The organism is Polaromonas sp. UBA4122 (assembly GCA_002381615.1).
Taxonomy (GTDB): domain Bacteria; phylum Pseudomonadota; class Gammaproteobacteria; order Burkholderiales; family Burkholderiaceae_C; genus Polaromonas.
Window position 1 is genome coordinate 12,656 of record DFWY01000081.1, and the last position, 20,878, is coordinate 33,533.

18 protein-coding genes and 1 pseudogene are annotated in these 20,878 nt (G+C 61.5%); 7 read left to right on the forward strand and 12 right to left on the reverse strand.

What is annotated here, in order from left to right:
- Positions 1 to 139: 139 nt before the first annotated feature.
- Positions 140 to 367, forward strand: coding sequence for a sulfurtransferase TusA family protein (locus B3F77_RS10850; RefSeq protein WP_293604970.1), 228 nt, complete (start codon positions 140 to 142; stop codon positions 365 to 367).
- 47 nt (positions 368 to 414) lie between these two features.
- On the opposite strand, the gene galU is transcribed toward B3F77_RS10850, so the two are convergent.
- The gene (gene galU / locus B3F77_RS10855; protein WP_293604971.1) at positions 415 to 1,302 is read right to left on the reverse strand and encodes a UTP--glucose-1-phosphate uridylyltransferase GalU; all 888 of its coding nucleotides are present in this window, start codon (positions 1,300 to 1,302) and stop codon (positions 415 to 417) included.
- 123 nt (positions 1,303 to 1,425) lie between these two features.
- Between galU and B3F77_RS10860 the strand changes: the two genes are divergently transcribed.
- Positions 1,426 to 2,424: an NAD(P)-dependent oxidoreductase gene (locus tag B3F77_RS10860; RefSeq protein WP_293604972.1), complete on the forward strand. Its 999-nt coding sequence runs from the start codon at positions 1,426 to 1,428 to the stop codon at positions 2,422 to 2,424.
- On the opposite strand, the gene B3F77_RS10865 is transcribed toward B3F77_RS10860, so the two are convergent.
- The 4 genes and pseudogenes from B3F77_RS10865 to B3F77_RS10880 all read right to left on the reverse strand — a co-directional run.
- Positions 2,396 to 5,293 carry a valine--tRNA ligase gene (locus B3F77_RS10865; protein WP_293604973.1) on the reverse strand — a complete coding sequence of 966 codons (2,898 nt, stop codon included), beginning with the start codon at positions 5,291 to 5,293 and terminating at the stop codon, positions 2,396 to 2,398. The two genes, B3F77_RS10860 and B3F77_RS10865, sit on opposite strands and share 29 nt — an antisense overlap.
- A gap of 61 nt (positions 5,294 to 5,354) precedes the next feature.
- Positions 5,355 to 5,591: a DUF2783 domain-containing protein gene (locus tag B3F77_RS10870; protein ID WP_293604974.1), complete on the reverse strand. Its 237-nt coding sequence runs from the start codon at positions 5,589 to 5,591 to the stop codon at positions 5,355 to 5,357.
- Positions 5,592 to 5,608: 17 nt separating this feature from the next.
- Positions 5,609 to 7,336 (reverse strand): FAD-dependent oxidoreductase, encoded by a 1,728-nt coding sequence (locus B3F77_RS10875; protein WP_293604975.1) that lies wholly within the window; start codon positions 7,334 to 7,336, stop codon positions 5,609 to 5,611.
- Between the two features lie 73 nt (positions 7,337 to 7,409).
- Positions 7,410 to 7,667, reverse strand: a pseudogene (locus B3F77_RS10880) (VOC family protein); the annotation flags it as partial.
- Positions 7,668 to 7,937: 270 nt separating this feature from the next.
- Between B3F77_RS10880 and B3F77_RS10885 the strand changes: the two are divergent.
- The 4 genes from B3F77_RS10885 to queF all read left to right on the forward strand — a co-directional run bounded on the left by B3F77_RS10885 (position 7,938) and on the right by queF (position 10,799).
- Positions 7,938 to 8,093 carry a hypothetical protein gene (locus tag B3F77_RS10885; protein ID WP_293604976.1) on the forward strand — a complete coding sequence of 52 codons (156 nt, stop codon included), beginning with the start codon at positions 7,938 to 7,940 and terminating at the stop codon, positions 8,091 to 8,093.
- A gap of 57 nt (positions 8,094 to 8,150) precedes the next feature.
- On the forward strand, positions 8,151 to 8,927 hold the full coding sequence (yaaA, locus tag B3F77_RS10890; protein WP_293604977.1) for a peroxide stress protein YaaA: 777 nt from the start codon (positions 8,151 to 8,153) through the stop codon (positions 8,925 to 8,927).
- 90 nt (positions 8,928 to 9,017) lie between these two features.
- The gene (locus tag B3F77_RS10895) at positions 9,018 to 9,926 is read left to right on the forward strand and encodes an alpha/beta fold hydrolase (protein ID WP_293604978.1); all 909 of its coding nucleotides are present in this window, start codon (positions 9,018 to 9,020) and stop codon (positions 9,924 to 9,926) included.
- A 27-nt stretch (positions 9,927 to 9,953) separates the two neighbouring features.
- Positions 9,954 to 10,799, forward strand: coding sequence for an NADPH-dependent 7-cyano-7-deazaguanine reductase QueF (gene queF / locus B3F77_RS10900; protein WP_293604979.1), 846 nt, complete (start codon positions 9,954 to 9,956; stop codon positions 10,797 to 10,799).
- Between the two features lie 785 nt (positions 10,800 to 11,584).
- On the opposite strand, the gene B3F77_RS10905 is transcribed toward queF, so the two are convergent.
- The 4 genes from B3F77_RS10905 to B3F77_RS10920 form a co-directional block, all read right to left on the reverse strand.
- Positions 11,585 to 12,445 carry an enoyl-CoA hydratase-related protein gene (locus B3F77_RS10905; protein WP_293604980.1) on the reverse strand — a complete coding sequence of 287 codons (861 nt, stop codon included), beginning with the start codon at positions 12,443 to 12,445 and terminating at the stop codon, positions 11,585 to 11,587.
- 14 nt (positions 12,446 to 12,459) lie between these two features.
- On the reverse strand, positions 12,460 to 12,762 hold the full coding sequence (locus tag B3F77_RS10910; protein ID WP_293604981.1) for a hypothetical protein: 303 nt from the start codon (positions 12,760 to 12,762) through the stop codon (positions 12,460 to 12,462).
- Positions 12,763 to 12,860: 98 nt separating this feature from the next.
- Positions 12,861 to 14,063, reverse strand: coding sequence for a Y-family DNA polymerase (locus tag B3F77_RS10915; protein ID WP_293604994.1), 1,203 nt, complete (start codon positions 14,061 to 14,063; stop codon positions 12,861 to 12,863).
- A gap of 160 nt (positions 14,064 to 14,223) precedes the next feature.
- Positions 14,224 to 15,372: an alpha-hydroxy acid oxidase gene (locus B3F77_RS10920; protein WP_293604982.1), complete on the reverse strand. Its 1,149-nt coding sequence runs from the start codon at positions 15,370 to 15,372 to the stop codon at positions 14,224 to 14,226.
- Positions 15,373 to 15,652: 280 nt separating this feature from the next.
- Between B3F77_RS10920 and B3F77_RS10925 the strand changes: the two genes are divergently transcribed.
- Positions 15,653 to 16,876 carry an AMP-binding protein gene (locus B3F77_RS10925; RefSeq protein WP_293604983.1) on the forward strand — a complete coding sequence of 408 codons (1,224 nt, stop codon included), beginning with the start codon at positions 15,653 to 15,655 and terminating at the stop codon, positions 16,874 to 16,876.
- 137 nt (positions 16,877 to 17,013) lie between these two features.
- Here B3F77_RS10925 and B3F77_RS10930 read toward each other — a convergent pair whose 3' ends face one another.
- The 3 genes from B3F77_RS10930 to B3F77_RS10940 form a co-directional block, all read right to left on the reverse strand.
- The gene (locus B3F77_RS10930; protein WP_293604984.1) at positions 17,014 to 18,507 is read right to left on the reverse strand and encodes a DegQ family serine endoprotease; all 1,494 of its coding nucleotides are present in this window, start codon (positions 18,505 to 18,507) and stop codon (positions 17,014 to 17,016) included.
- A 95-nt stretch (positions 18,508 to 18,602) separates the two neighbouring features.
- Positions 18,603 to 20,075, reverse strand: a complete 1,473-nt coding sequence (locus B3F77_RS10935) for an ATP-binding protein (protein WP_293604985.1) — start codon at positions 20,073 to 20,075, stop codon at positions 18,603 to 18,605.
- Positions 20,072 to 20,731 (reverse strand): response regulator, encoded by a 660-nt coding sequence (locus tag B3F77_RS10940; RefSeq protein WP_293604986.1) that lies wholly within the window; start codon positions 20,729 to 20,731, stop codon positions 20,072 to 20,074. Before B3F77_RS10940 ends, B3F77_RS10935 begins: the two co-directional genes overlap by 4 nt.
- Positions 20,732 to 20,878: the final 147 nt, after the last annotated feature.

Consider the following 20,878-nt stretch of genomic DNA (forward strand, 5'->3'; position numbering starts at 1 on the left):
GACGGGCGTAAACAGCTATAAAAAACATAGCAATCCGTTACCGTGACTTGCCCACCATGACCCACGAGGGTAGTGACGCGGTGGACGACCCGGGCCGCACCTTGTTACTGCTTAAAATAGCAGCAACCCAAGGATTCCCATGCACATCGACAAAGAACTCGACACACGCGGCCTGAACTGCCCGTTACCCATTTTGAAAGCTAAAAAAGCGCTGACCGAAATGCTCAGCGGCCAGCTGTTGCGCGTGGTGTCCACCGATGCTGGCTCAACCCGCGACTTCCAGGCGTTTGCCAAACAGACCGGCAATGAGTTGGTGGACCAGCAAATTGCCGGCAGTGACTTCATTCACGTGCTGAAGCGGCGTTGAGGATTTACCAGGCCTTGTGGTCGGGTCAGGCCCCGCAGGCCCGGGACTCAATTGAGCTTGAGCCCGCTCAGGTAGTTGCGGAAGTGCTCGCCTACTTCGGGATGCTGCAGCGCCAGTTCAACAGTGGCTTCCAGAAAACCTTCCTTGCTGCCGCAGTCGTAGCGCTTGCCCTGGTATTGCAGGGCATACACGGTTTCCTCGGTGAGCAGGCTTGAAATGCCGTCGGTGAGCTGAATCTCGCCGCCCACACCAGAGGCCTGACGGCGGATATGCTCAAAAATTGCGGGCGTGAGGATGTAGCGCCCGGCCACTCCCATGCGCGACGGCGCCACTTCCGGGGCTGGTTTTTCCACGATTTTCTGCACTTTCATCAGCCCTGGGCTGACGACTTCTCCGGCCACGATGCCGTAGCGGCGTGTCTGCTCCAGCGGCACTTCCTGCACGGCCAGCACCGACTGCTGAAGCCGCTCGAACTGCGCGGCCATTTGAGCCAGTACCGACTGGCCCCCCGCCGGGCCCACCATCAGGTCGTCGGCCAGCAGGACGGCAAAGGGCTCATTGCCGACCAGATGTTCGGCGCACAGCACCGCATGGCCCAAGCCCAGGGAGCGGGGCTGGCGAACAAAGGCAAAGTTCATGTCGTCGGGCTGAACGGAACGCACCAAGGCCAGCAAGTCGTGCTTTTGGGCCACTTCCAGCTCGTTTTCCAACTCGTAAGCGGTATCGAAGTGATCTTCGATGGCCCGTTTATTGCGTCCAGTTACAAAAATCATGTGGCGTATGCCCGCTGAATAAGCCTCTTCCACTGCGTACTGGATCAGCGGCTTGTCCACGACGGGCAGCATTTCCTTAGGCTGGGCTTTGGTAGCGGGTAAAAAGCGGGTACCCAGTCCCGCAACAGGAAAAACGGCTTTGGTGAGTTTGAGTTTTTGCATTAATTTTGACCAGGAAAAGACTAAAGTGTTACATGGTTGATACAGCGCCCGAATCGGACTAAAGCCCGAATGGACGTATGTAAACCGCGCAATAACATTGTCTGCAGAAAAAGGATTGTCGAAGTGGACATCTTACTTCTCGATGCATTGGTGCCCGAGGCCATGGCCTGGCTTGCAGCCCGGCACAGCGTGGCATACCGTCCCGAGTTCGCCGAGGACCTGGTTGCATTGCGCAAGGCGGCCTACAAAACCAGGGGCATTGTCTTTTCACGGCACACCGTCGTCACCCGGGAGTTGCTTGATTTCCTGCCTGGGCTCAAGGCCGTAGGCCGCCTGCATCTGGGGACGCACAACACCGACCTGATGGTCTGCAAGGAGCGCGACATCAAGGTGGTGCAAGCCAGCAATGCCAATGTGCGCTCCAATGCAGAGTACTTGCTGAGCAGTTTGTTGCTGCTGTACCGTCGCGCCATCGTGGCGGCCCTGATGGGGCGCAAGCAACCGACAACCCGGGAGGGGCGTGAGCTTCATGGCAGCACGGTGGGCATTTTGGGACTGTCGCCTACCGCGCATACGCTGGCTGGCATGCTGAACGGCCTGGGTGTTCGCCTGATCGGCTATGACCCGGCTGTGCACTACACGGCGCCCATCTGGGAGCATTTGCGGATTCAGCCGGTCTCGTTGCCTGAGTTGATGAGCCAGGCCGATGCGGTGTCGGTGCAAATGCTGTATGCCACCCGGTTCAAGGGCTTTGTGAACGAGAAGTTGCTGGTTTCCTGCAAGCGTGGCCAGTTATGGGTCGGCATCAGCCGCGGCGCGCTGTTTGATCAAGGCGCGCTGGCCGCAGCCCTGTGCGATGGCCGCATTGAAGCCTGTATTCTGGACGGCGCCGAGGCGAATTTTCTGAGCGACAGCTCGCCGCTCATGGGCCTGAAAAACCTGTTTGTCACGCCGCGTCTGGGCTCGCACACGCGAGAGGCGCGGCTGCGCTCAAGCTGGTATGTCGCGCACCGCATGCATGAAGCCATCGGCACGCCGCACGGCGGTTTGGCACTGCGGTCCAGCGCTTTCATGGACCCAGGGCGCGCCGCGCTTACTTCAAGCGCGCCAGCTGTGCCCTGATCTTCTCCAGCGTGGCCGTGAACTCGGTCAGGCGCTTGCGCTCCTGCTCCAGCACGGCCGGCGGAACTTTCGCCACAAAAGTCTCGTTGCCGAGCTTGGCATGGACCTTGACCAACTCGCCTTCAAGGCGCGCTGCTTCCTTGCCAAGACGCGCTTTTTCAGCAGCGACATCCACTTCCATGTGCAGACAGATGCGCGCCTCACCGACCACGGCCACGGGCGCTGCCTGAGCTGCTGCGGCCCACTCGGCTTCGCCCTCGAACACCTTGACTTCGCTGAGCTTGGCCAGCGACTTGAGCACAGGTGCGACGCTGCTCATGAACACCGGATCGCCCACCACAAACAGCGGCAGCCGTGTGGCCGGCGACACCTTCATTTCGCCGCGCAAATTGCGGCAGGCATCTACCAAGGTCTTGAGCTTGGCCACATGCGCCTCGGCTTGCGGGTCAATTTTTTCGGGCTGGCTCTGCGGGTAGCCGGCCTGGCCGATGAAGGGGCCGGCCCGGCCAGCGACAGGTGCCACCTTTTGCCAGAGTTCTTCGGTGATGAAAGGAATCACCGGATGGGCCAGCCGCAGTATGCCTTCCAGCGTGCGAATCAATGTGCGGCGTGTGGCGCGCTTTTGCGCTTCGGTGCCGGTCTGGATTTGCACCTTGGCGATTTCCAGGTACCAGTCACAGAATTCATCCCAGATGAACTGGTAAATGCTGCCTGCCACGTTGTCCAGGCGGTAGTCGGCAAAGCCTTTGGCGACATCGGCTTCCACGCGCTGCATGGTCGATGAAATCCAGCGGTCGGCTTGCGAGAAGCTCAGGTAATTTTCAAGCTCGCCACCGGGTGCGCATTGCTCCTTGGTGTGTTCATTCAGTCCGCAATCCTGGCCTTCGCAGTTCATCAGTACAAAGCGTGTGGCGTTCCAGAGCTTGTTGCAGAAATTGCGGTAGCCCTCGCAGCGCTTGCTGTCAAAGTTGATGCTGCGCCCCAGGCTGGCGAGGGACGCAAAGGTAAAGCGCAAGGCATCGGCACCATAGCCGGGAATGCCGGCCGGAAATTCTTTCTCGGTGTTCTTGCGAACCTGCGGCGCCGTCTCGGGCTTGCGCAGCCCTTGCGAGCGTTTTTCCAGCAGCGGTGCCAGTTCAATTCCGTCAATCAGGTCCACCGGGTCCAGCACATTTCCCTCGGACTTGCTCATTTTCTTGCCTTGTGAGTCTTTCACCAGGCCATGGATGTACACGTGGTGGAAGGGCACCTGGCCGGTGAAATGCGTGGTCATCATGATCATCCGGGCGACCCAGAAGAAGATGATGTCGTAGCCGGTGACCAGCACGCTGGAGGGCAAAAAGAGGTCCAGTTCTTTCGTCTTGTCTGGCCAGCCTAAGGACGAGAAGGGCACCAGCGCCGAGGAATACCAGGTGTCCAGCACGTCTTCATCTCGCGTGAGTTGCTTGCCGGGCGCCTGGGCTTGCGCTGCAGCTTCGTCGGTGGCCACGTACACCTTGCCGTCTTCGTCGTACCACGCGGGAATCTGGTGGCCCCACCACAGCTGGCGCGAAATGCACCAGTCCTGGATGTTGCCCATCCACTGGTTGAACGTGTTGACCCACTGCTCGGGAACGAACTTGACCGCGCCGCTGTCCACCGCGTCGATGGCTTTTTGGGCGATGGACTTGCCGCTAGGGTCTTGGTCGCTGACCTTGGTCATGGCGACAAACCACTGGTCGGTCAGCATGGGTTCAATCACCTGGCCGGTGCGGGCGCAGCGCGGCACCATCAGCTTGTGCTTTTTGATTTCCACGAGGAAGCCCTGCGCTTCCAGGTCGGCCACCACCTGCTTGCGGGCCACGAAGCGGTCGAGGCCACGGTATTTTTCAGGGGCGTTGTCGTTGATCACGGCATCGAGTGTCAGCACGCCGATGATGGGCAGCTGGTGCCGCTGGCCGACGGCATAGTCGTTCACATCGTGCGCGGGCGTGACCTTCACCACGCCGGTGCCGAATGCCTTGTCCACATAGTCGTCGGCGATCACTGGAATCTCGCGGTCGCACAAAGGCAGTAGTACGCGCTGGCCGATCAGGTGCTGGTAGCGTTCGTCCTCGGGGTGCACCATCACCGCCACGTCGCCCAGCATGGTTTCGGGGCGCGTGGTGGCTACCGTTAAAGAGCCCGAGCCATCCGCCAGGTGATAGCGGATGTGCCAAAGAAAACCGTCTTCTTCCTCGCTTTCGACTTCCAGATCGCTGACGGCGGATTTCAGCACCGGGTCCCAGTTGACCAGCCGCTTGCCGCGGTAGATCAGTCCCTGCTCGTAGAGCTGCACAAAGGTCGAGGTGACGACCTTGGACATTTTCGGGTCCATGGTGAAGTATTCGTGCTTCCACGACACCGAGTCGCCCATGCGGCGCATCTGGCGTGTGATGGTGGAGCCCGACTCTTCTTTCCACTCCCAGACCTTGGCGACAAAGTTTTTGCGGCCCAGGTCATGGCGGGTTTGGCCTTCACCTTGCAGCTTGCGTTCCACCACGATCTGCGTCGCAATACCCGCGTGGTCGGTGCCCGGTACCCACAAGGTGTTGTGGCCCAGCATGCGGTGGTAACGCGTCAGCGAGTCCATGATGGTCTGGTTGAAGGCGTGGCCCATGTGCAGCGTGCCGGTCACATTGGGTGGTGGCAACTGGATGGAAAACGAGGGTTTGGCAGCGTCCATTGTCGGTTCATACAGGCCGCTTTGCTCCCACAGCGGGCCCCAGTGGCTTTCAATCGCCGCAGGCTCAAACGATTTGGCCAGGCTGTCCAGCCCCGGCGTGGGTGGTGACACTTTGGCAGCGTCGGGTGCAGGGGAGGCGGGGGTTGGGATGGCAGCGTCGGTCATGGGGCAATGAAAAACGGCATCGAAGGGATGCCGCCTTGGGTTGGATGTAACTGCCCAGATTTTATTCGACTGGCTGGCCCTCGCCGGGTGAGACTTCGGGCGGGGCGCTTGGTGGGGCTGTCTGGCTTGCCGCCGCAATACAGGCTTGCAGCAGCGCGCTGTCGCCCAGCTGGTTGGCCATGATCAGGATCAGCCTGGCATTGAGCAGCTCGGATGCCTCGCGGCTCAGGCCGCTGTGGGCGTCCAGCAGGCTTTCGTAAAACGCATCGGCGTCCTGGAAATTGGGGGTGGTTTTCATGGGTGTCCTTACGGTCGTCAGTGCAGGCCGAGGGTTGTTTCCACGGCGGCGATCAGGTGGCTGTCCACGGCCTCGCCGGTGGCGGCCAGGTAGCTGTCCGGCCGCACCAGTGCCCAGGCGTGACCGAACACGTGGCAGGCTCCCTGAAGATGGCCGACGCCACGGGCATTGATGTCGCGCACATGCTCGCGTGCCTGCGCTCGGTCGTCCGGGCCCAGCACCTGCACGCTACGCACCGGTGCATGCCGTGCCAGCTGCTTCAGGCGCTGCGCCCCGTCGGCCGACAGTTCGCCGAACACCAGCACCAACAGATCACCCGCAGCCCACTGCAGCAGGTCGTTGACCGTACCTTGCGAACCATCGGCCCAGCGGAAGGCAGCGTTCTGCACCGACTGGCCGCCGGTGGTGCCTTCACAAATGTGCGAACGGGTGTAAGTGTTGGCCACGGCCATGCGGCCGGTGTTGACCAGCGACCGGGCGAACAGGTGCTGTTTGGCCAGGCTGATGGCGGCGTTGCGAAAGCACCGCTCGATGCCGTCAGCCGGGCGCAGAAAGCGCGTGGTGCGGTTGGTCACCCGCACGTTCTGCTGCGCGGCTTCGAGGCGCTCCTCGTTGTAGCTGTCCAGCAGCGTCGGGCTGGCGCGTTCGCGCAGCACGGCGGCCAGCTTCCAGGCCAGGTTGTCGGCATCGGCCACGCCGGTGTTGCCGCCGCGCGCGCCGAAGGGGCTCACGATCTTGGCTGTGTCGCCCATGAAGAACACGCGGCCGACGCGCAACTGGTCCAGGCACTGGCTGCGATAGGCGTAGGGCCCGACCCAGATGATCTCGACCTCCACATCCTTGCCGAACTGGCGCTGCAGACGCTCGCGCACTTGCGTCAAGCTGCTTCCATCGTCGAGGTCGGCGTTCGGGGCCATCTGGTAGTCGATGCGCCACACGTCGTCGGCCATCAGGTGCTGCCAGACGGCGCGGTTCTCGTTGAAGGGCGCTTCGATCCAGGTGTGGCGCTCCACCGGCGGGTGCCTGGAAAAGCGCACATCGGCAATGCACCAGCGGTCATCGCCGCGCTGGGTCTGCTTCGTGGCACCGACCCACTGATGGAAGGGGGTGTGGGAGCCGCTAGCGTCAATCACGTGATCGGCTTCGAGCTGGTAGCTGCCAGCCGGTGTCTCCACCGTGAGTGTGGCGAAGTCGGCGTTCTGCGCAAAGGCGCTGACGCGCGACTTCCAGCGCAGTTCCACCTGGCCGAGTTCATAGATGCGCTCGACCAGATAGCCCTCAACATAGAACTGCTGGATGTTGATGAACGGTGGCTGGGTGGAGAGGTTGAAGCTGTTTTGCTGGCGCAGGTCGAACGAATACACCTCGTCCTCGCCCGCGAAGGTGCGGCCCACGTTCCACTGGATACCCTTTTTCGCGATGCGCTCGTAAATGCCGAGTTTGTGAAAGATCTCCAGCGACTTCTGCGTGTAGCAGATGCCCCGGGAGGAGGCGCCATTGAAGCCCACAGTGTTGTCTTCGTCCAGCAGCACGGCTTTCACGCCCAGGCGTGCAAGCGAGCAGGCAAGCGTCAGGCCGGTGATGCCGCCGCCGACGATGACCACCGGGTAGCGATGCACCTGGCCCGTGCTCAACTCGGGAGGGACCGCAAACGGATACTCGGGCAGCGCATAGCCCGAGCCTTGCGTGAATTCATAGTCCTTGGTGAAGCTCACCTCGGAATAAGGAGTGGGGGTTTCCAGCATGGTGTGCGGTCTCCTGTCTGATTTCATGAGTCAAATCGGCATACAGCCAAATAGCGACGGGAAGTAGCAGCTATTAAAATAGTAGCAGATAAAATCGGTCTGCTGATTTTTTTACATACTCGGGCCTGTCATTTTGCTGCGGCTTGAGCACTTCGGGTGCCTTGCCTTCGGCGCGGTCTTTGCGCCATTGTGCCTTGCGCACCGTCCATTCGGCCAGCCGCGCATGCGCCGTTTGGCTTTCCTTGCGCATCTGGAATTCGTCGGCCACGGAATCGACGCGGAATGAAGTGTGGTTGGCCCACCGCGGCGTGTTGGGCGAAGGCAGGGCCGCTAGAGGCAACCCGGTTGCCGCCAAGCCAGCATTAGCCAGGCTGGCCAAGCCGGTATGCGAGCCTTTGACGAGCGAAGTCATGAGCAATCTCCAAGGGCGCTGCCGCCGAAAATCTGACACCAGTATAAGTTTACCTATCCGTAATCGATTCGCTATAACGTAATTCGAAGTTACTGCCAGGAAAGGGATGCCGGCAGGCGACCTGTGATCGACCACTCCACAATTGAGAATTGGTTATTCACAAGCTCTTGTAAATAGCTTTTATCAATTATGTGCATTGAATCTGCCAACCAGACGCAGCGCGCCAGGCACGCTAAGGTATTGCAGTCTTCGGCCATCTTGATCGAAGCCGACCACACCCATTACCCCCCGCATGTGACGATTCCCGCTGAAACACTGGCATCGCTGGCGAGCGATTTGCATTGATTAGGACCGCGCCTGTCGTAAAGTCAGGCTTTTGCTTCGCCTTCCCCACTCCAAGCCATGCTATTTCTACTCTCGCCTGCCAAATCGCTCGACTACGAAACCCCACCGCACATTACTGAGCACACCCAGCCGCTTTTCAAGCACCAGTCCGCCCAGCTGATTGGCCTGCTCAAAACGAAATCGCCACAACAAATCAGCACGCTGATGAAGCTGTCGGATGCGCTGTCGGGCCTGAATGTCGCGCGCTACCAGGCCTGGTCCCCCAAATTCACCGCCAAAAACTCCAGGCAGGCCATGCTGGCTTTCAATGGCGATGTGTACGGGGGGCTGGACGCCAAAACCTTGAGCGAGGCGCAGTTTGGCTGGGCGCAAGACCATGTGTGCATTCTGAGCGGGCTATACGGCGTGCTGCGCCCGCTCGACTGGATGCAGCCTTACCGCCTGGAAATGGGCACCGCGCTGGCCACCGACCACGGCAAAAACCTGTACCAGTTCTGGGGTTCGCAGATTGCCGACTACCTCAATGAGCGCGCTGAGGCTGACAGGTCTCCCGTCATCGTGAATCTGGCCAGCGAAGAGTATTTCAAGGCCGTGGACCGCAAGGCGCTGAAAGCCCGTGTGGTGACCTGCGTGTTCGAGGAGTTCAGGGGCGGCAAGTACAAAATCATCAGCTTCATGGCCAAGCGCGCACGCGGCCTGATGGTGCGCTACGCCATCGAAAAGAAGCTGGGCACGGTCAAGAAACTGGAAGACTTTGACGCCGAAGCTTATCGTTTTAACGCCGCCGCGTCCGAGCCCGACCGCCTGGTGTTCCGGCGCACGCAGTGCAGCTGAGACCTTCGTGGGTGCAGTCCGGCGGCGCAGGTTTGCCAAATTTATAAGACAAAAAGCCCTATAGTGCAGGTGCTACGGGCGAAAGCAGCTATGAAAATAAGAGCAAACGGTATTGACATCGAAGTCGAAGACAGCGGCGCAGGCCTGGATGCAGGGGGCCAGCCCCGGCCCGTCGTGCTGCTCATCATGGGGCTGGGCATGCAGCTGATTGCCTGGCCGCCTGACATGGTGCAGGCCCTGGTCGATGCCGGTTACCGCGTCGTGCGGTTTGACAACCGCGATGTGGGGCTGAGCCAGCACTTTGACCACCTGAGGGTTCCCAGCCTGCAGTGGGTGGTCTTGAAACACCGCTTGGGCTGGCGCATCACACCGCCTTACAGCCTGCACGACATGGCGGCCGATGCGCTGGGTGTGCTGGATGCGCTGCAGATTGACAAAGCGCACATTGTGGGCGTGAGCATGGGCGGCATGATTGCGCAGCGCCTGGCTCTCTTGGGCCCGGCACGCGTGTTGAGCCTGGCCAGCATCATGAGTTCCAGCGGTGCGCGCGGCCTGCCCGCGGCCAAGCCAGAAGTGACGCGCGTGCTGCTCAGCCGCCCCGCGGGCAAAGGCGCGCAGGCCGCCATCGAGCATTCTGTCGGGCTGTTCAAGGCGATCGGCAGCCCCGGTTTTACGATGGACGACGCGGTGCTGCGCGAACGCGTGACCGCCGCCACCGAACGAAGCTTTCACCCGCAGGGCATTCTTCGCCAGATGGTCGCCATTGTTGCCGACAGCACGCGCGCCGCGGCGCTGGCTGGCGTGGCCGTGCCCACGCTGGTGGTGCATGGCAAGGCCGATCCGCTGGTGCCGTTTGCTTGCGGCGAAGACACCGCGCGCCGCATTCCAGGCGCCAGGCTGGCTGGTATTGAAGGCATGGGCCATGATTTACCCCCCGGCGTGGTGGACCGTTTGCTGGAATTGCTGATTCCGCACTTCGACGCTGCAAATTCGAAGTGAATGCGAGTTGAATAAGGCACATTGAAAATGAACACCCCTGAACACTCCCGACTCGGCAAGGCGTCAAGCTATGCCGACCAGTACGACGCTTCGCTGCTCTTCCCGATTCCACGGGCCGAGAAGCGACTGGAGCTCGGCATTGCCGGCGCGCCGCCATTTTTAGGCGCCGACCTGTGGACTGCGTTTGAACTGAGCTGGCTCAACGCGCGCGGCAAGCCGCAGGTGGCGTTGGCGCACTTCACCGTGCCCTGCGAAACCCCCAACATCGTCGAGAGCAAATCCTTCAAGCTTTACCTCAACAGCTTTAACAACACGCGCTTTGCCGAGGCGGCCGAGGTGCAGGCGCGGCTTCGGGCCGACATCAGTGAAGCCGCATGGCGCGGTGTGCCGCAGACCTCGCAAGTCGGCGTGAAACTGCTGCTGCCCGACATGTTTGACCGAGAGCCTGTGCACGAGCTCGATGGCCTGAACCTAGACCGCCTCGACGTGGAATGCACCCGTTACACCCCGGCACCCGAGCTGCTGACCGCCGCCTTTGGCGAGCAGCCGGTGAGAGAAGTTCTGACCAGCAACCTGCTTAAAAGCAATTGCCCGGTCACCGGCCAGCCCGACTGGGGCAGCGTGCAGATCAGCTACAGCGGCCCGCAGATCGAGCAGGCTGGGCTGCTGCAGTACCTGGTGAGCTTTCGCCAGCACAACGAGTTTCATGAGCAATGCGTGGAGCGCATCTTCATGGACCTATGGACGCGCTGCAAGCCTGCCAAGCTGTCGGTGTATGCGCGCTACACGCGCCGTGGCGGGCTGGACATCAACCCGTTTCGCACCAGCCATCCGCAGGGCCTGCCGGCGAATATCCGAACGGCGCGGCAGTAGGTGTTATTTTGGTTTTTTGGAATGCGTCAGGTTGGTTGGCGCGTTGATTTGTAGCCCAATGGATTTGGGCACGAGTCGCTACTAAATTGCTAATTGGTTAGCGTGGCTAGCAGGCCGGGGGTAGCCCGGCAGCTACTCACTTTCTTTTGCTTCGCCAAAAGAAAGTAAGCAAAGAAAAGGCGACCCTACTGTCTGCGTCCCTTCGCTGCGCTACGGGCAACCTGCGGTGCTCGGTCCAGGCGGGGTCTGGCACAAACTCGGCTTCGCCTCAAACAAGTGCCAGCCCTGATCCGCCTGGCCCTGCGCTCCTCGGCGCAGCCAGAAGGGCTTTGAAGTCACGAATACCGAAGTCCGAATTCCACAAGCACGCGCCATGGCGCGTGCTTGTTTGTCTTTGAATTTGTCCTGGTATCCGCTCCCACCCCGTCCTGGCTGGGCCGAGCAGCGGAGGAGAGGCCGGATCAAAATTTTAGATGTCCGACGGCCGCGAAGCGGACTAGTTTCTAAAATTTCCGGTCACTTCGAGCAGCGCAGGGGGGGTTATTGGGGTCAGAGCCCAAATTCGCCGAGCCTTCGGCTCGCCCGCAGGGTGCGGTGCCATGCACCGCAGCGAAATTGGTGTCTGACCCCAAAAACCCGGACCCAGACAGCGGGTCGCCTTTCTTTTCCTTAGGTTTCTTTGGCGAAGCAAAGAAAAGTAAGTCGCCCGCCGGGGCGAGACCCGGCATGCCAGCCAGATTAACCTACTATCAATTAAATAGCTGTTTGCGACCGTCCAATAAGCGCTACAGCCCTAATTCATAAAAACTCTTGAGTGGAGCAAGCGCTGCAAAGCGTGCCGGACGTTTTTCCTTCATGGCCGTCACGGCCTCGCGCACATGCTGGTTGCTCCAGATCGCACCCTGCAGCCAGCCCATCTGTTGCAGGGCATCGTCCACCGAATGGTCACGCGCGTAGTGAATCGCCTGCTTGGTGCCCCAGATGGCCACCGGGGGTTTGGCTGCAATCTCTTTGGCGCATTGCAGCGCACCGGCCAGCATCGCCTCGGGCGACTCGAACACCTCGTTGACCAGCCCGTAACCCAGCGCTTTGGCGGCGCTGAGCTTGCGGCCGGTGTAGGCCAGCTCTTTGACCATCGCCAGCGGCATCAGCTTGGGCAGGCGCTGCAAGGTGCCCACATCAGCCACCATGCCGATGTTGATTTCCTGGATGCAGAAAAATGCGTCGGCGCTGACGTAGCGCAGGCAGCAGGCGCTCACCATATCCACCGCGCCGCCAATGCAGCCGCCCTGAATCGCCGCAATCACCGGGATGCGCAGCGTCTCCAGTTTGGTGAAGGTGGCCTGCATGCTGTTCAGCAGGTCGAAGATCGCCGCTCGGCCTTCGGGGCTCTGGTCGTCCACGGCAATGTCGCCGTCAAAGGTTTCCAGCGCCATGCCCGCGCTGAAGTGCTTGCCGGTGCTGGAGATCACCAGCACGCGGGCGTCGGCTGCCTTGTTGATGTGCGTCAGCACCTCATCGAGTTCGCGCCAGAAAGTCGGGTGCATGGTGTTCATCGCCTTTGGTCGATTGAGCACCAGATGGGCAATGTGCTCGGTGGTGGTGAGGCTAAAACACGTCAGGGGAGGGCAGATGAGTGGGTTCATGCCTGCAATGTAAATCAGGCTACCAGATCCAGCCAGTCACACCTGAGACGCCGCGTCCCATGGGCATGTGCGCGCCAGTCCACATACAGCCGTGGTGTGAAAATGCCCAGCAGGCACAAGGGGTAAGCCCAGGGCGCCTCAAATGCAAAGGCGGGCAGCCAGCCGATCCAGCCCATCACCCACAGCGTCAGCACGGCCTCCCATACCTGGTATTCCACAGGGCGCGCCCCTTGTTGGGCCACATGCCAGTCTTTGACGCGCTGCAGTTGCGCCAATGTGATGTGGTGCCAAGGGTGGTGTCTGGAAGGGTCTGACATAAAGCCTCCGTACAGAGGCTTTACTGTAAGTTTCGAGAAAGGTGCTGTCAACACCTGCACGGGCTTCTTTTGCGCATGCAGCCCATTTACCGTACCCGCTAAAAAAGCTGATCAGTTGCTATTATTTCAGTAGCTGCATGTGACCGTCCTGATTGGGATACATGCCTATTTTGTTCGTAAATTGACTCTTCCCCGGCTTTTACCAGCGTGGCCGCGCGAACCCCCAGCAGGCGCAGTCGTTTGTCCAGCGGCACCCGTTTCAGGCACAGTCCCGCTATTTTCCGTATGGTTTTGGCGTCGGCTGTGAACTGCTCAAGCGTCTGGTCGCGTGTCGCGCTCTTGAAATCGTCATAGCGCAGCTTGATGCCAATGGTTTTGGCCAGATAGCCCTTGCGCTGCAGATCGGCCGCCACCTGCTCGCACAGCCGGGTAAAAATGGCGCCCAGCTCGGCCTTGTCGCGCACCGCATGCAGGTCGCGGTCAAACGTGGTCTCGCGGCTCATGCTGACGGGTTCGCTTTCGGTCACCACCGGGCGGTCATCGCGGCCCCAGGCGGCCTCATGCATCCAGGCGCCGGTGGCTTTGCCAAAATGGGCTATCAACACGGCAGGGTCAAGTGCTGCCAGCTCGCCAATGGTGTGAATGTGCAGCCTGGCGAGCTTCTCATCGGCCTTGGGGCCAATGCCGTTGATTTTGCGGCAGGCCAGCGGCCAGATGCTGGTTTGCAGGTCGCCCTCATGAACAATCGAAATGCCATTGGGCTTGTTGAACTCGCTGGCCATCTTGGCCAGCAGCTTGTTGGGCGCCACACCGACCGAGCAGGTCAGGCCGGTCTTGTCGAAAATGCTTTTCTGGATCAGCCGCGCCAGCACGCGGCCGCCTTCACGCTGGCCGCCCGGCACATCGGTGAAGTCGATGTAGACCTCGTCCACCCCGCGGTCCTGCATCAGCGGCGCAATCTCGGCGATGGTGCTTTTGAACAGCCGCGAGTATTTGCGTATCTCGTCAAAATCCACCGGCAGCACAATCGCTTGCGGGCACAGCTTGGCGGCCTTCATCATGCCCATGGCCGAACCCACGCCAAACTGCCGCGCCGCATAGGTCGCCGTGGTGATCACGCCGCGCCCCACATAGTCCTTGAGCAAGGGAAAGTCCGCCACGGGGATGAAGCGAAGCGCCCGCTCCCCCTGCGCCGCCAGCAACTCCTCGTCCACCCTGCGCCGCCCGCCGCCAATCACCACCGGCAAGCCCTTGAGCTGCGGATAGCGCAGCAGCTCGACCGACGCGAAAAATGCGTCCATGTCGAGGTGGGCAATGCGGCGGAGTTTGGCGGAGGAGGAAGGAGAAAAGGCGCTCACCCGGCAAGCATAGCGTTGATTGCGCCGGTGCTGCTTTGGGGCGCGGGTGTCGATGTTCGCTATTGCCGTCGCCCGAGCAGCACTGGTTTTTCAGTGCTGCCTTTTAGTACGTCCCCGGCAGCAAAATACTTTTGTCCACCGTATTGATGTTGGTGTGCCCACAAAACGCCATGGTCAGGTCGAGTTCATTGCGGATGATCTCCAGCGCCTTGGTCACACCGGCCTCACCCAGGGCGCCCAGGCCATAGAGGAAGGCGCGGCCGATGTAGGTGCCTTTCGCGCCCAGGGCGATTGCCTTGAGAGCGTCCTGGCCGGAGCGGATGCCGCCGTCCATGTGGACCTCGATCTGCCTGCCCACGGCATCGACGATGGCGGGCAGGGCATGAATGCTGCTCTCGGCGCCGTCAAGCTGGCGGCCGCCGTGGTTGCTGACGATCAGCGCGTCGGCGCCGGAGTTGACGGCGAGCCTGGCGTCTTCCACATCCTGGATGCCCTTGAGGATGATTTTGCCGCCCCAGCGCTTCTTGATCCATTCCACGTCGCCCCAGTTGAGCGCCGGGTCGAACTGCTTGGCGGTCCATTCGGACAGGCTGCCCATGTTGTCCACGCCCTTGACGTGGCCGACGATGTTGCCGAACTGCCGGCGTGGCGTTCCCAGCATGCCCAGGCCCCAGCGCGGCTTGGTCGCCATGTTGATCAGGTTGGCCAGGGTCGGCTTGGGCGGCGCGGACAGGCCGTTTTTCAGGTCCTTGTGGCGCTGGCCGAGAATTTGCAGGTCCAGCGTGATCATCAGGGCCGAGCAGTTGGCGGCCTTGGCGCGGTCAATCAGGCGTTCGATGTAGTCGCGGTCTTTCATCACGTAGAGCTGGAACCAGAACGGATGGCCGTCCGTGCCCTTGGCCACGTCTTCGATGGAGCAGATGCTCATGGTGGACAGAGTGAACGGGATGCCGAATTTTTTGGCGGCCCGCGCCGCCAGGATTTCGCCATCGGCATGCTGCATGCCGGTCAGGCCCGTGGGGGCAATGGCCACGGGCATGGCCACGTTCTGCCCGATCATGGTCGTTGCGGTGCTGCGGTTTTCCATGTTCACGGCCACGCGCTGGCGCAGCTTGATGGGCTGGAAATCGGCTTCATTGGCGCGGTAGGTGCTCTCGGTCCACGAGCCGGAATCGGCATAGTCGTAAAACATGCGGGGCACGCGTTTTTGCGCCAGAACGCGCAGGTCTTCGATGTTGGTGATCACTGTCATGTCTTGTCTCCTGAGGTGCTCAATCCTAGCGGTTTGGGCGCCGGGTCGATTGAATAAATTTTGAATGAAGCGTGGTGACGGGTAATTTATTTCAACAGGGCAGGGCGCGCGCAAGCTCTTCGCCGTCCGTCAGCCATCGCACGACCCGACCCTGGTCGCTGAAGCGCAGGCGTTCGAGCCTGGGCGGAATATCGGGGTCCAGCGCAATGAGGGGGCCGGAGGCGGACCTCGTGATGCGCGCCGGGCTGGCAGGCCCGGCGGCGCAATTTGCGATGGCTGGTTGCAGAACGGCGACTGGGTTGACCAGGCCATTGAAACGGCCACTGAAGCGCCTATCGTTGATCGCGCGCCGGACGACCTGGCCTGGCTGTTTTACACCAGCGGCACGACGGGGCGCCCCAAAGGGGTGATGCTCACCCACCGCAACCTCATGACCATGGGGCTGGGTTATTTCAACGATGTGGACCCGATTGCGAGCCAGGACGTCATCGCCTATGCTGCGCCCATGTCGCATGGGGCCGGCATCTACGCCATCCCGCACCTCATGGCCGGAGCCCGTCATGCGGTGCCTGCCTCAGGCGGGTTTGATCCTGCCGAATTGTTCGCACTGGGCCGCGACATCGGTGCCCTGTCGCTATTTGCGGCGCCCACCATCGTCAAGCGGCTGGTGGACCACGCCGAAGCCAACGGGGAAACGCCTGCGTCCTGTGCCGCGGCATTCAAAACCATTGTCTATGGCGGCGCGCCGATGTATGCCGCCGATATCCAGCGCGCCATGCGGGTCATGGGCGCACGCTTCGTGCAGATTTACGGCCAGGGTGAAAGCCCCATGGTGGGGACCGTCTTGTCGCGCCCTCACCTCATGGATACCCAGCACCCGCAGTATGCGGCGCGCATCGCTTCGGTGGGCGTGGCGCAAACACCCGTGCAAATCCGCGTGACCGATGCCGAGGGCCGCGACCTGGCTCTGGGGGACGTGGGTGAGGTGCTGATTCGCGGCGACAGCGTCATGGCCGGCTACTGGCGCAACCCCGGGGCGACGGCGGCGGCCCTTCGTGAGGGGTGGTTGCTGACAGGGGATATGGGCTCACTCGACGCCAATGGTTTCCTCACCCTGAAAGACCGCAGCAAAGACCTCATCATCAGCGGCGGCTCCAACATCTACCCGCGTGAGGTCGAGGAGGCGCTGCTGCTGCATCCCGACGTGGCAGAAGCTGCGGTGGTGGGTGAACATGATGCCGAATGGGGCGAGACCGTGGTCGCGTTCGTGGTTCCCCGCGCTGGCGCCGTGCTGGACGCGCGGGCACTCGATGCTTTGTGCCTGGCGCAGATCGCGCGCTTCAAGCGGCCCAAACGCTATGAAATTATTGATGCGCTGCCCAAGAACAACTACGGCAAGGTGCTGAAAACCGAGCTGCGCCGGTGGCTGCGTAGCGCTCTCACCCAAAAGGTGAACGTGATCGAAGGCAAGAAAGCTGGATTTCATGCGGATTTACCAAAGTAATCAAGCGGTCAACTGCCGTTTCTAGGTTCATACCAAAGGCGCATGCACGGTCGAGGCAAGCGCTGCGGGAAGTGAAGAGGCGCGTGAAAAGACGGGCCGCAGCCCGCCTTTTAGAGATCAGTGCCTGATCGGGCGACTCAGCCGAGATTCACCGGCACAAAAATCTTGGCATCCCCACGCTGGATCAGCAGCGCCACGGACTTGTCCGATTTGGCCACCACCGCCCGGACCTGTTCGATATTTTTCACCGAAATGCCGTTGACCGATATCAGCACGTCGCCCGATTGCACGCCCGCCATGGCCGCCGGGCCGCTGGCCTGCTGCACCAGCAGACCGCCGTCAACGCCGACCTGCTGCTTTTCATCGGGTTGCAGCGGACGCAGTGCCAGGCCGAGCCTGCCGTGCTTGGACGCGTCATTATTGCTGGCCACCTGGGCCGATTTGTCATCGGCGTTGGCAAGGCGTGCCGTGAGTTCTTTCGACGCGCCCTGGCGCCAGATATCCAGCTTGACGGTGTCGCCAGGGGCCGCCAGGCCAATCAGGGCCGGTAAGTCGCCCGAAGACACGATGGGCTGCCCATTGACTTTGCGGATCACGTCGCCCGACTGCAAGCCCGCCTTGGCGGCCGGGCTGTCTTTTTCCACTGTGGACACCAGTGCGCCTTCCGGCTTGTCCAGTTTGAAAGAGTCTGCAAAGGCCTGGTTGACTTCCTGCACAGCCACACCCAGGCGCGCATGCTCGACCTTGCCGGTGGCCACAATCTGGTTCTTGATCCTGGTCGCCACGTCGATCGGGATGGCAAACGACAGTCCCTGGTAGCCACCGCTGCGACTGTAGATCTGCGAGTTGATGCCCACCACCTCGCCACGCGTGTTGAAGAGCGGCCCGCCGGAGTTGCCGGGGTTGACGGCCACGTCGGTCTGGATGAAAGGCACGGCGCTGTCATCGGGCAATGATCGGCCCTTGGCGCTGACGACGCCAGCGGTGACGGTATTCTCAAAACCAAAAGGGGAGCCGATCGCCAGCACCCACTCGCCGACCTTGAGGTCACTGGTTTTTCCCAAGGCGACCACCGGCAGGTTTTTGGCGTTGATCTTGAGTACCGCAATGTCGGTTTTGGCGTCGGCGCCGAGCACCTTCGCGCGGAATTCACGCCGGTCGGTTAATTTGACGGTAACTTCCTTGGCATCGCGCACCACGTGGGCATTGGTCAGGATGATGCCGTCGCTGCTGACGATAAAGCCTGAGCCCTGTACCTGCGTGGGAACTTCCTGCTGCCCGCCCATGCCATTGCCCTGTTGGCCCTGCTGGAAGCGGCGGAAAAATTCAAAGAAAGGATCGTTGGACAACGAATCACCGCCACCCTGCGCCATCTGTGATTCATCGGATACCTTGGTGGTACTGGTCACGCTGATGTTGACCACGGCCGGGCCGTAGCGTTCGGTGATCTGGGTGAAGTCTGGCAGCGCCATGGGCGTGGGGGCCATGCTGGCGGCTACCACGGCTGGCGTCTGCGCAGCGGCGGCACTGACATGCATCGCGTTGAACGCACCCACTCCAGCGCCGCCAATGGCACCGGCGGTCAACAGCGCAATGACCAGTCGGGTACTTTTAAATGCTGTGGATTTCATGGCTGGATTCCTTGAGTTGGTGGCACACACCGGTGCCGGTACAGTCAACTATGGGGATCCCGCCTTAGGTGAAACTTAAACTCGCGGAAAAAGCCTCAGGCGCTGGCGCTGCCAGAAAATAGGACGGGCGCGGGCAGGGCAGCAGGAAAACGCACATCGACTTTCAATCCGCCCAAGCGGCTTGACTGGCCCAGCGCAAGCGTCGCGCCATGCCGCTCGGCGATGACTTTGACGATGGCCAGGCCCAGGCCGCTGCCGGTTTCGGACGGTACCTCACTGGCGCGAAAGAAGCGGTCAAAAACGCGCGGGCGGTCGCCTGGCGCGATGCCTGGTCCGCTGTCTTCAATCGTGAGTACCGGCTGCCCCTCTTGCAGGTGAAGGGATACATCCACCTGGCCGGATGCGGGCGTGTATTTGACCGCGTTGTCCAGCAAGTTGCGCAGCAAAATGCGCAAGGCCTCGCCCTGGCCATTCACCTGAACATCGGCTTGCAGGGGGTGGTTCTCTGCCAGACCCAGATCAATGTGCTTGAGTCGCGCTTGCGGCAAAAGGTCCGCAACCGCGAGCTTCACCACCTCCCGCAGATTGACCCGCTCGTCAGCGGCTGGCGCTTGGCCCCTGCCGGCCTCCTCGCGGGCCAGCAGAAGGAGCTGTTCCACCAGCCGGATGGCCCGGTCTATGCCCTGGTTCAGGCGTGCGATGCCGGCTTCACGCGCAGCCGGGTCCTCATCAGAGCGGCGCAGGGACTGCGCCTGAAGCTTCAGTGCTGTCAGCGGGGAGCGCAGCTCATGGGCGGCATCGGCCACGAAGTTCTTCTGGGCATCGAAGGCGCTGCGCACCCTGCCGAACAGCAAATTGAGCTCGTCGACCAGCGGACGGACTTCGTCGGGCAGTCCGTCATCGCTCAGGGGTGAAAAATCGTCAGCGGCGCGGCGGGCGACCTCGCGGCGCGCGCGTTCTATCGGCGCCAGGGATCGGGTGATCACCCACCAGACTGCCAGCATCAGCAAGGGCGTGAGCAGGGCAAAAGGCAGCACCGCCCGCAGGGCAAGCGACCTGGCGCGCGCGGTGCGGGCGCTCAGGTCCTGCGCGATCTGAACGGTTTGCGATGCGGTTTGCAGCGAATAAACCCGGTAGCGGTTGCCATTGGCCTCCACGTCGGAAAAGCCCAGGACCGCCCGCGGCGGCAGTGCAGAGCGCGTTGAACGGAACAGCTGGGTGCCATCAGGCCCCCATATCTGCACGTAAAGGTCAAAGCCGTCCGCATCGTCGCTCTCTGCCAAGGGTGACCCCAGCGGAATGCCACTGCGCATCGAGCGGGCCATCTGCTGCAGATGATCGTCGAACAGGGCATCGGCCTGTTGCAGGGCACCCCGGTAGGCGGTCACGGCTTGCAACACAGCGACCAGCAAAATAGCCACCAGTACAAACCAGAGCAGCCGCCCGCGCAAGGAATGTGTAGCCCCCACGCTTGTCGCCTCGCGTACTACGCTGCCTCCCGAGGGGGCGTTCGCGCCTTGGGGCGGTCCGGCGGCGCTCGGGCTGTTCACTTCCTTCACTTTGTTCATTGTTTGGAGATCAGGTAACCGAGGCCGCGCACGGTCTGTATCAGGTCGGCACCGAGTTTTTTTCGCACACCGTGAATATAAACTTCCACCGCGTTGCTGCTGATGTCGTCCTTCCAGCTAAAGAGTTTCTCTTCGAGTTGGCTGCGCGACAGCACCACGCCGGGTCGGGCCAGCAGGGGTTCAAGCACCGCCCATTCGCGCGCCGACAGCGACACGGCTTGGCCATGGACCGTGGCTTCGCGGGTGGCCGGGTTCAGGCTGATCCCCTTGTGCTCGAACACCGGCTCGCCCCGTCCCGCGCTGCGGCGTATCAAGGCACGTATGCGGGCCAGCAGTTCGTCGGTGTCGTAAGGTTTGACCACATAGTCGTCGGCACCAGCATCAAGGCCGGCAATCCGGTCACCCACCGCATCCCGCGCCGTAGCGACCAGCACCGGCACGGTATTGCGCCGGGCACGAAGCGCCCGCAGCACCTCCAGCCCGTCCCGCCGCGGCAGGCCGAGGTCCAGCAAAACCAGGTCGTATTGCTCGCTGCGCAGGGCTTCGTCGGCCATGTGGCCGTCCCGGACCCAGTCCGCGGCGTAGTGCTGGTCGCGCAGCAGTTGCAGCACCATCTCGCCGATCATCGCGTCGTCTTCAATCAGCAGTAAACGCATTGAGGTGTCCTTGAAGCCGCACAGTATGCGATCTGGAGCTTAGACCAGCCTTAAACACTGAGAACGGACGGCGCGGGCAGCAAATCAGGCGTTGGATCATCCAGCTACGCAACAGTTGCGCGCTGCTTGCATGTTGAAATGAGTTTA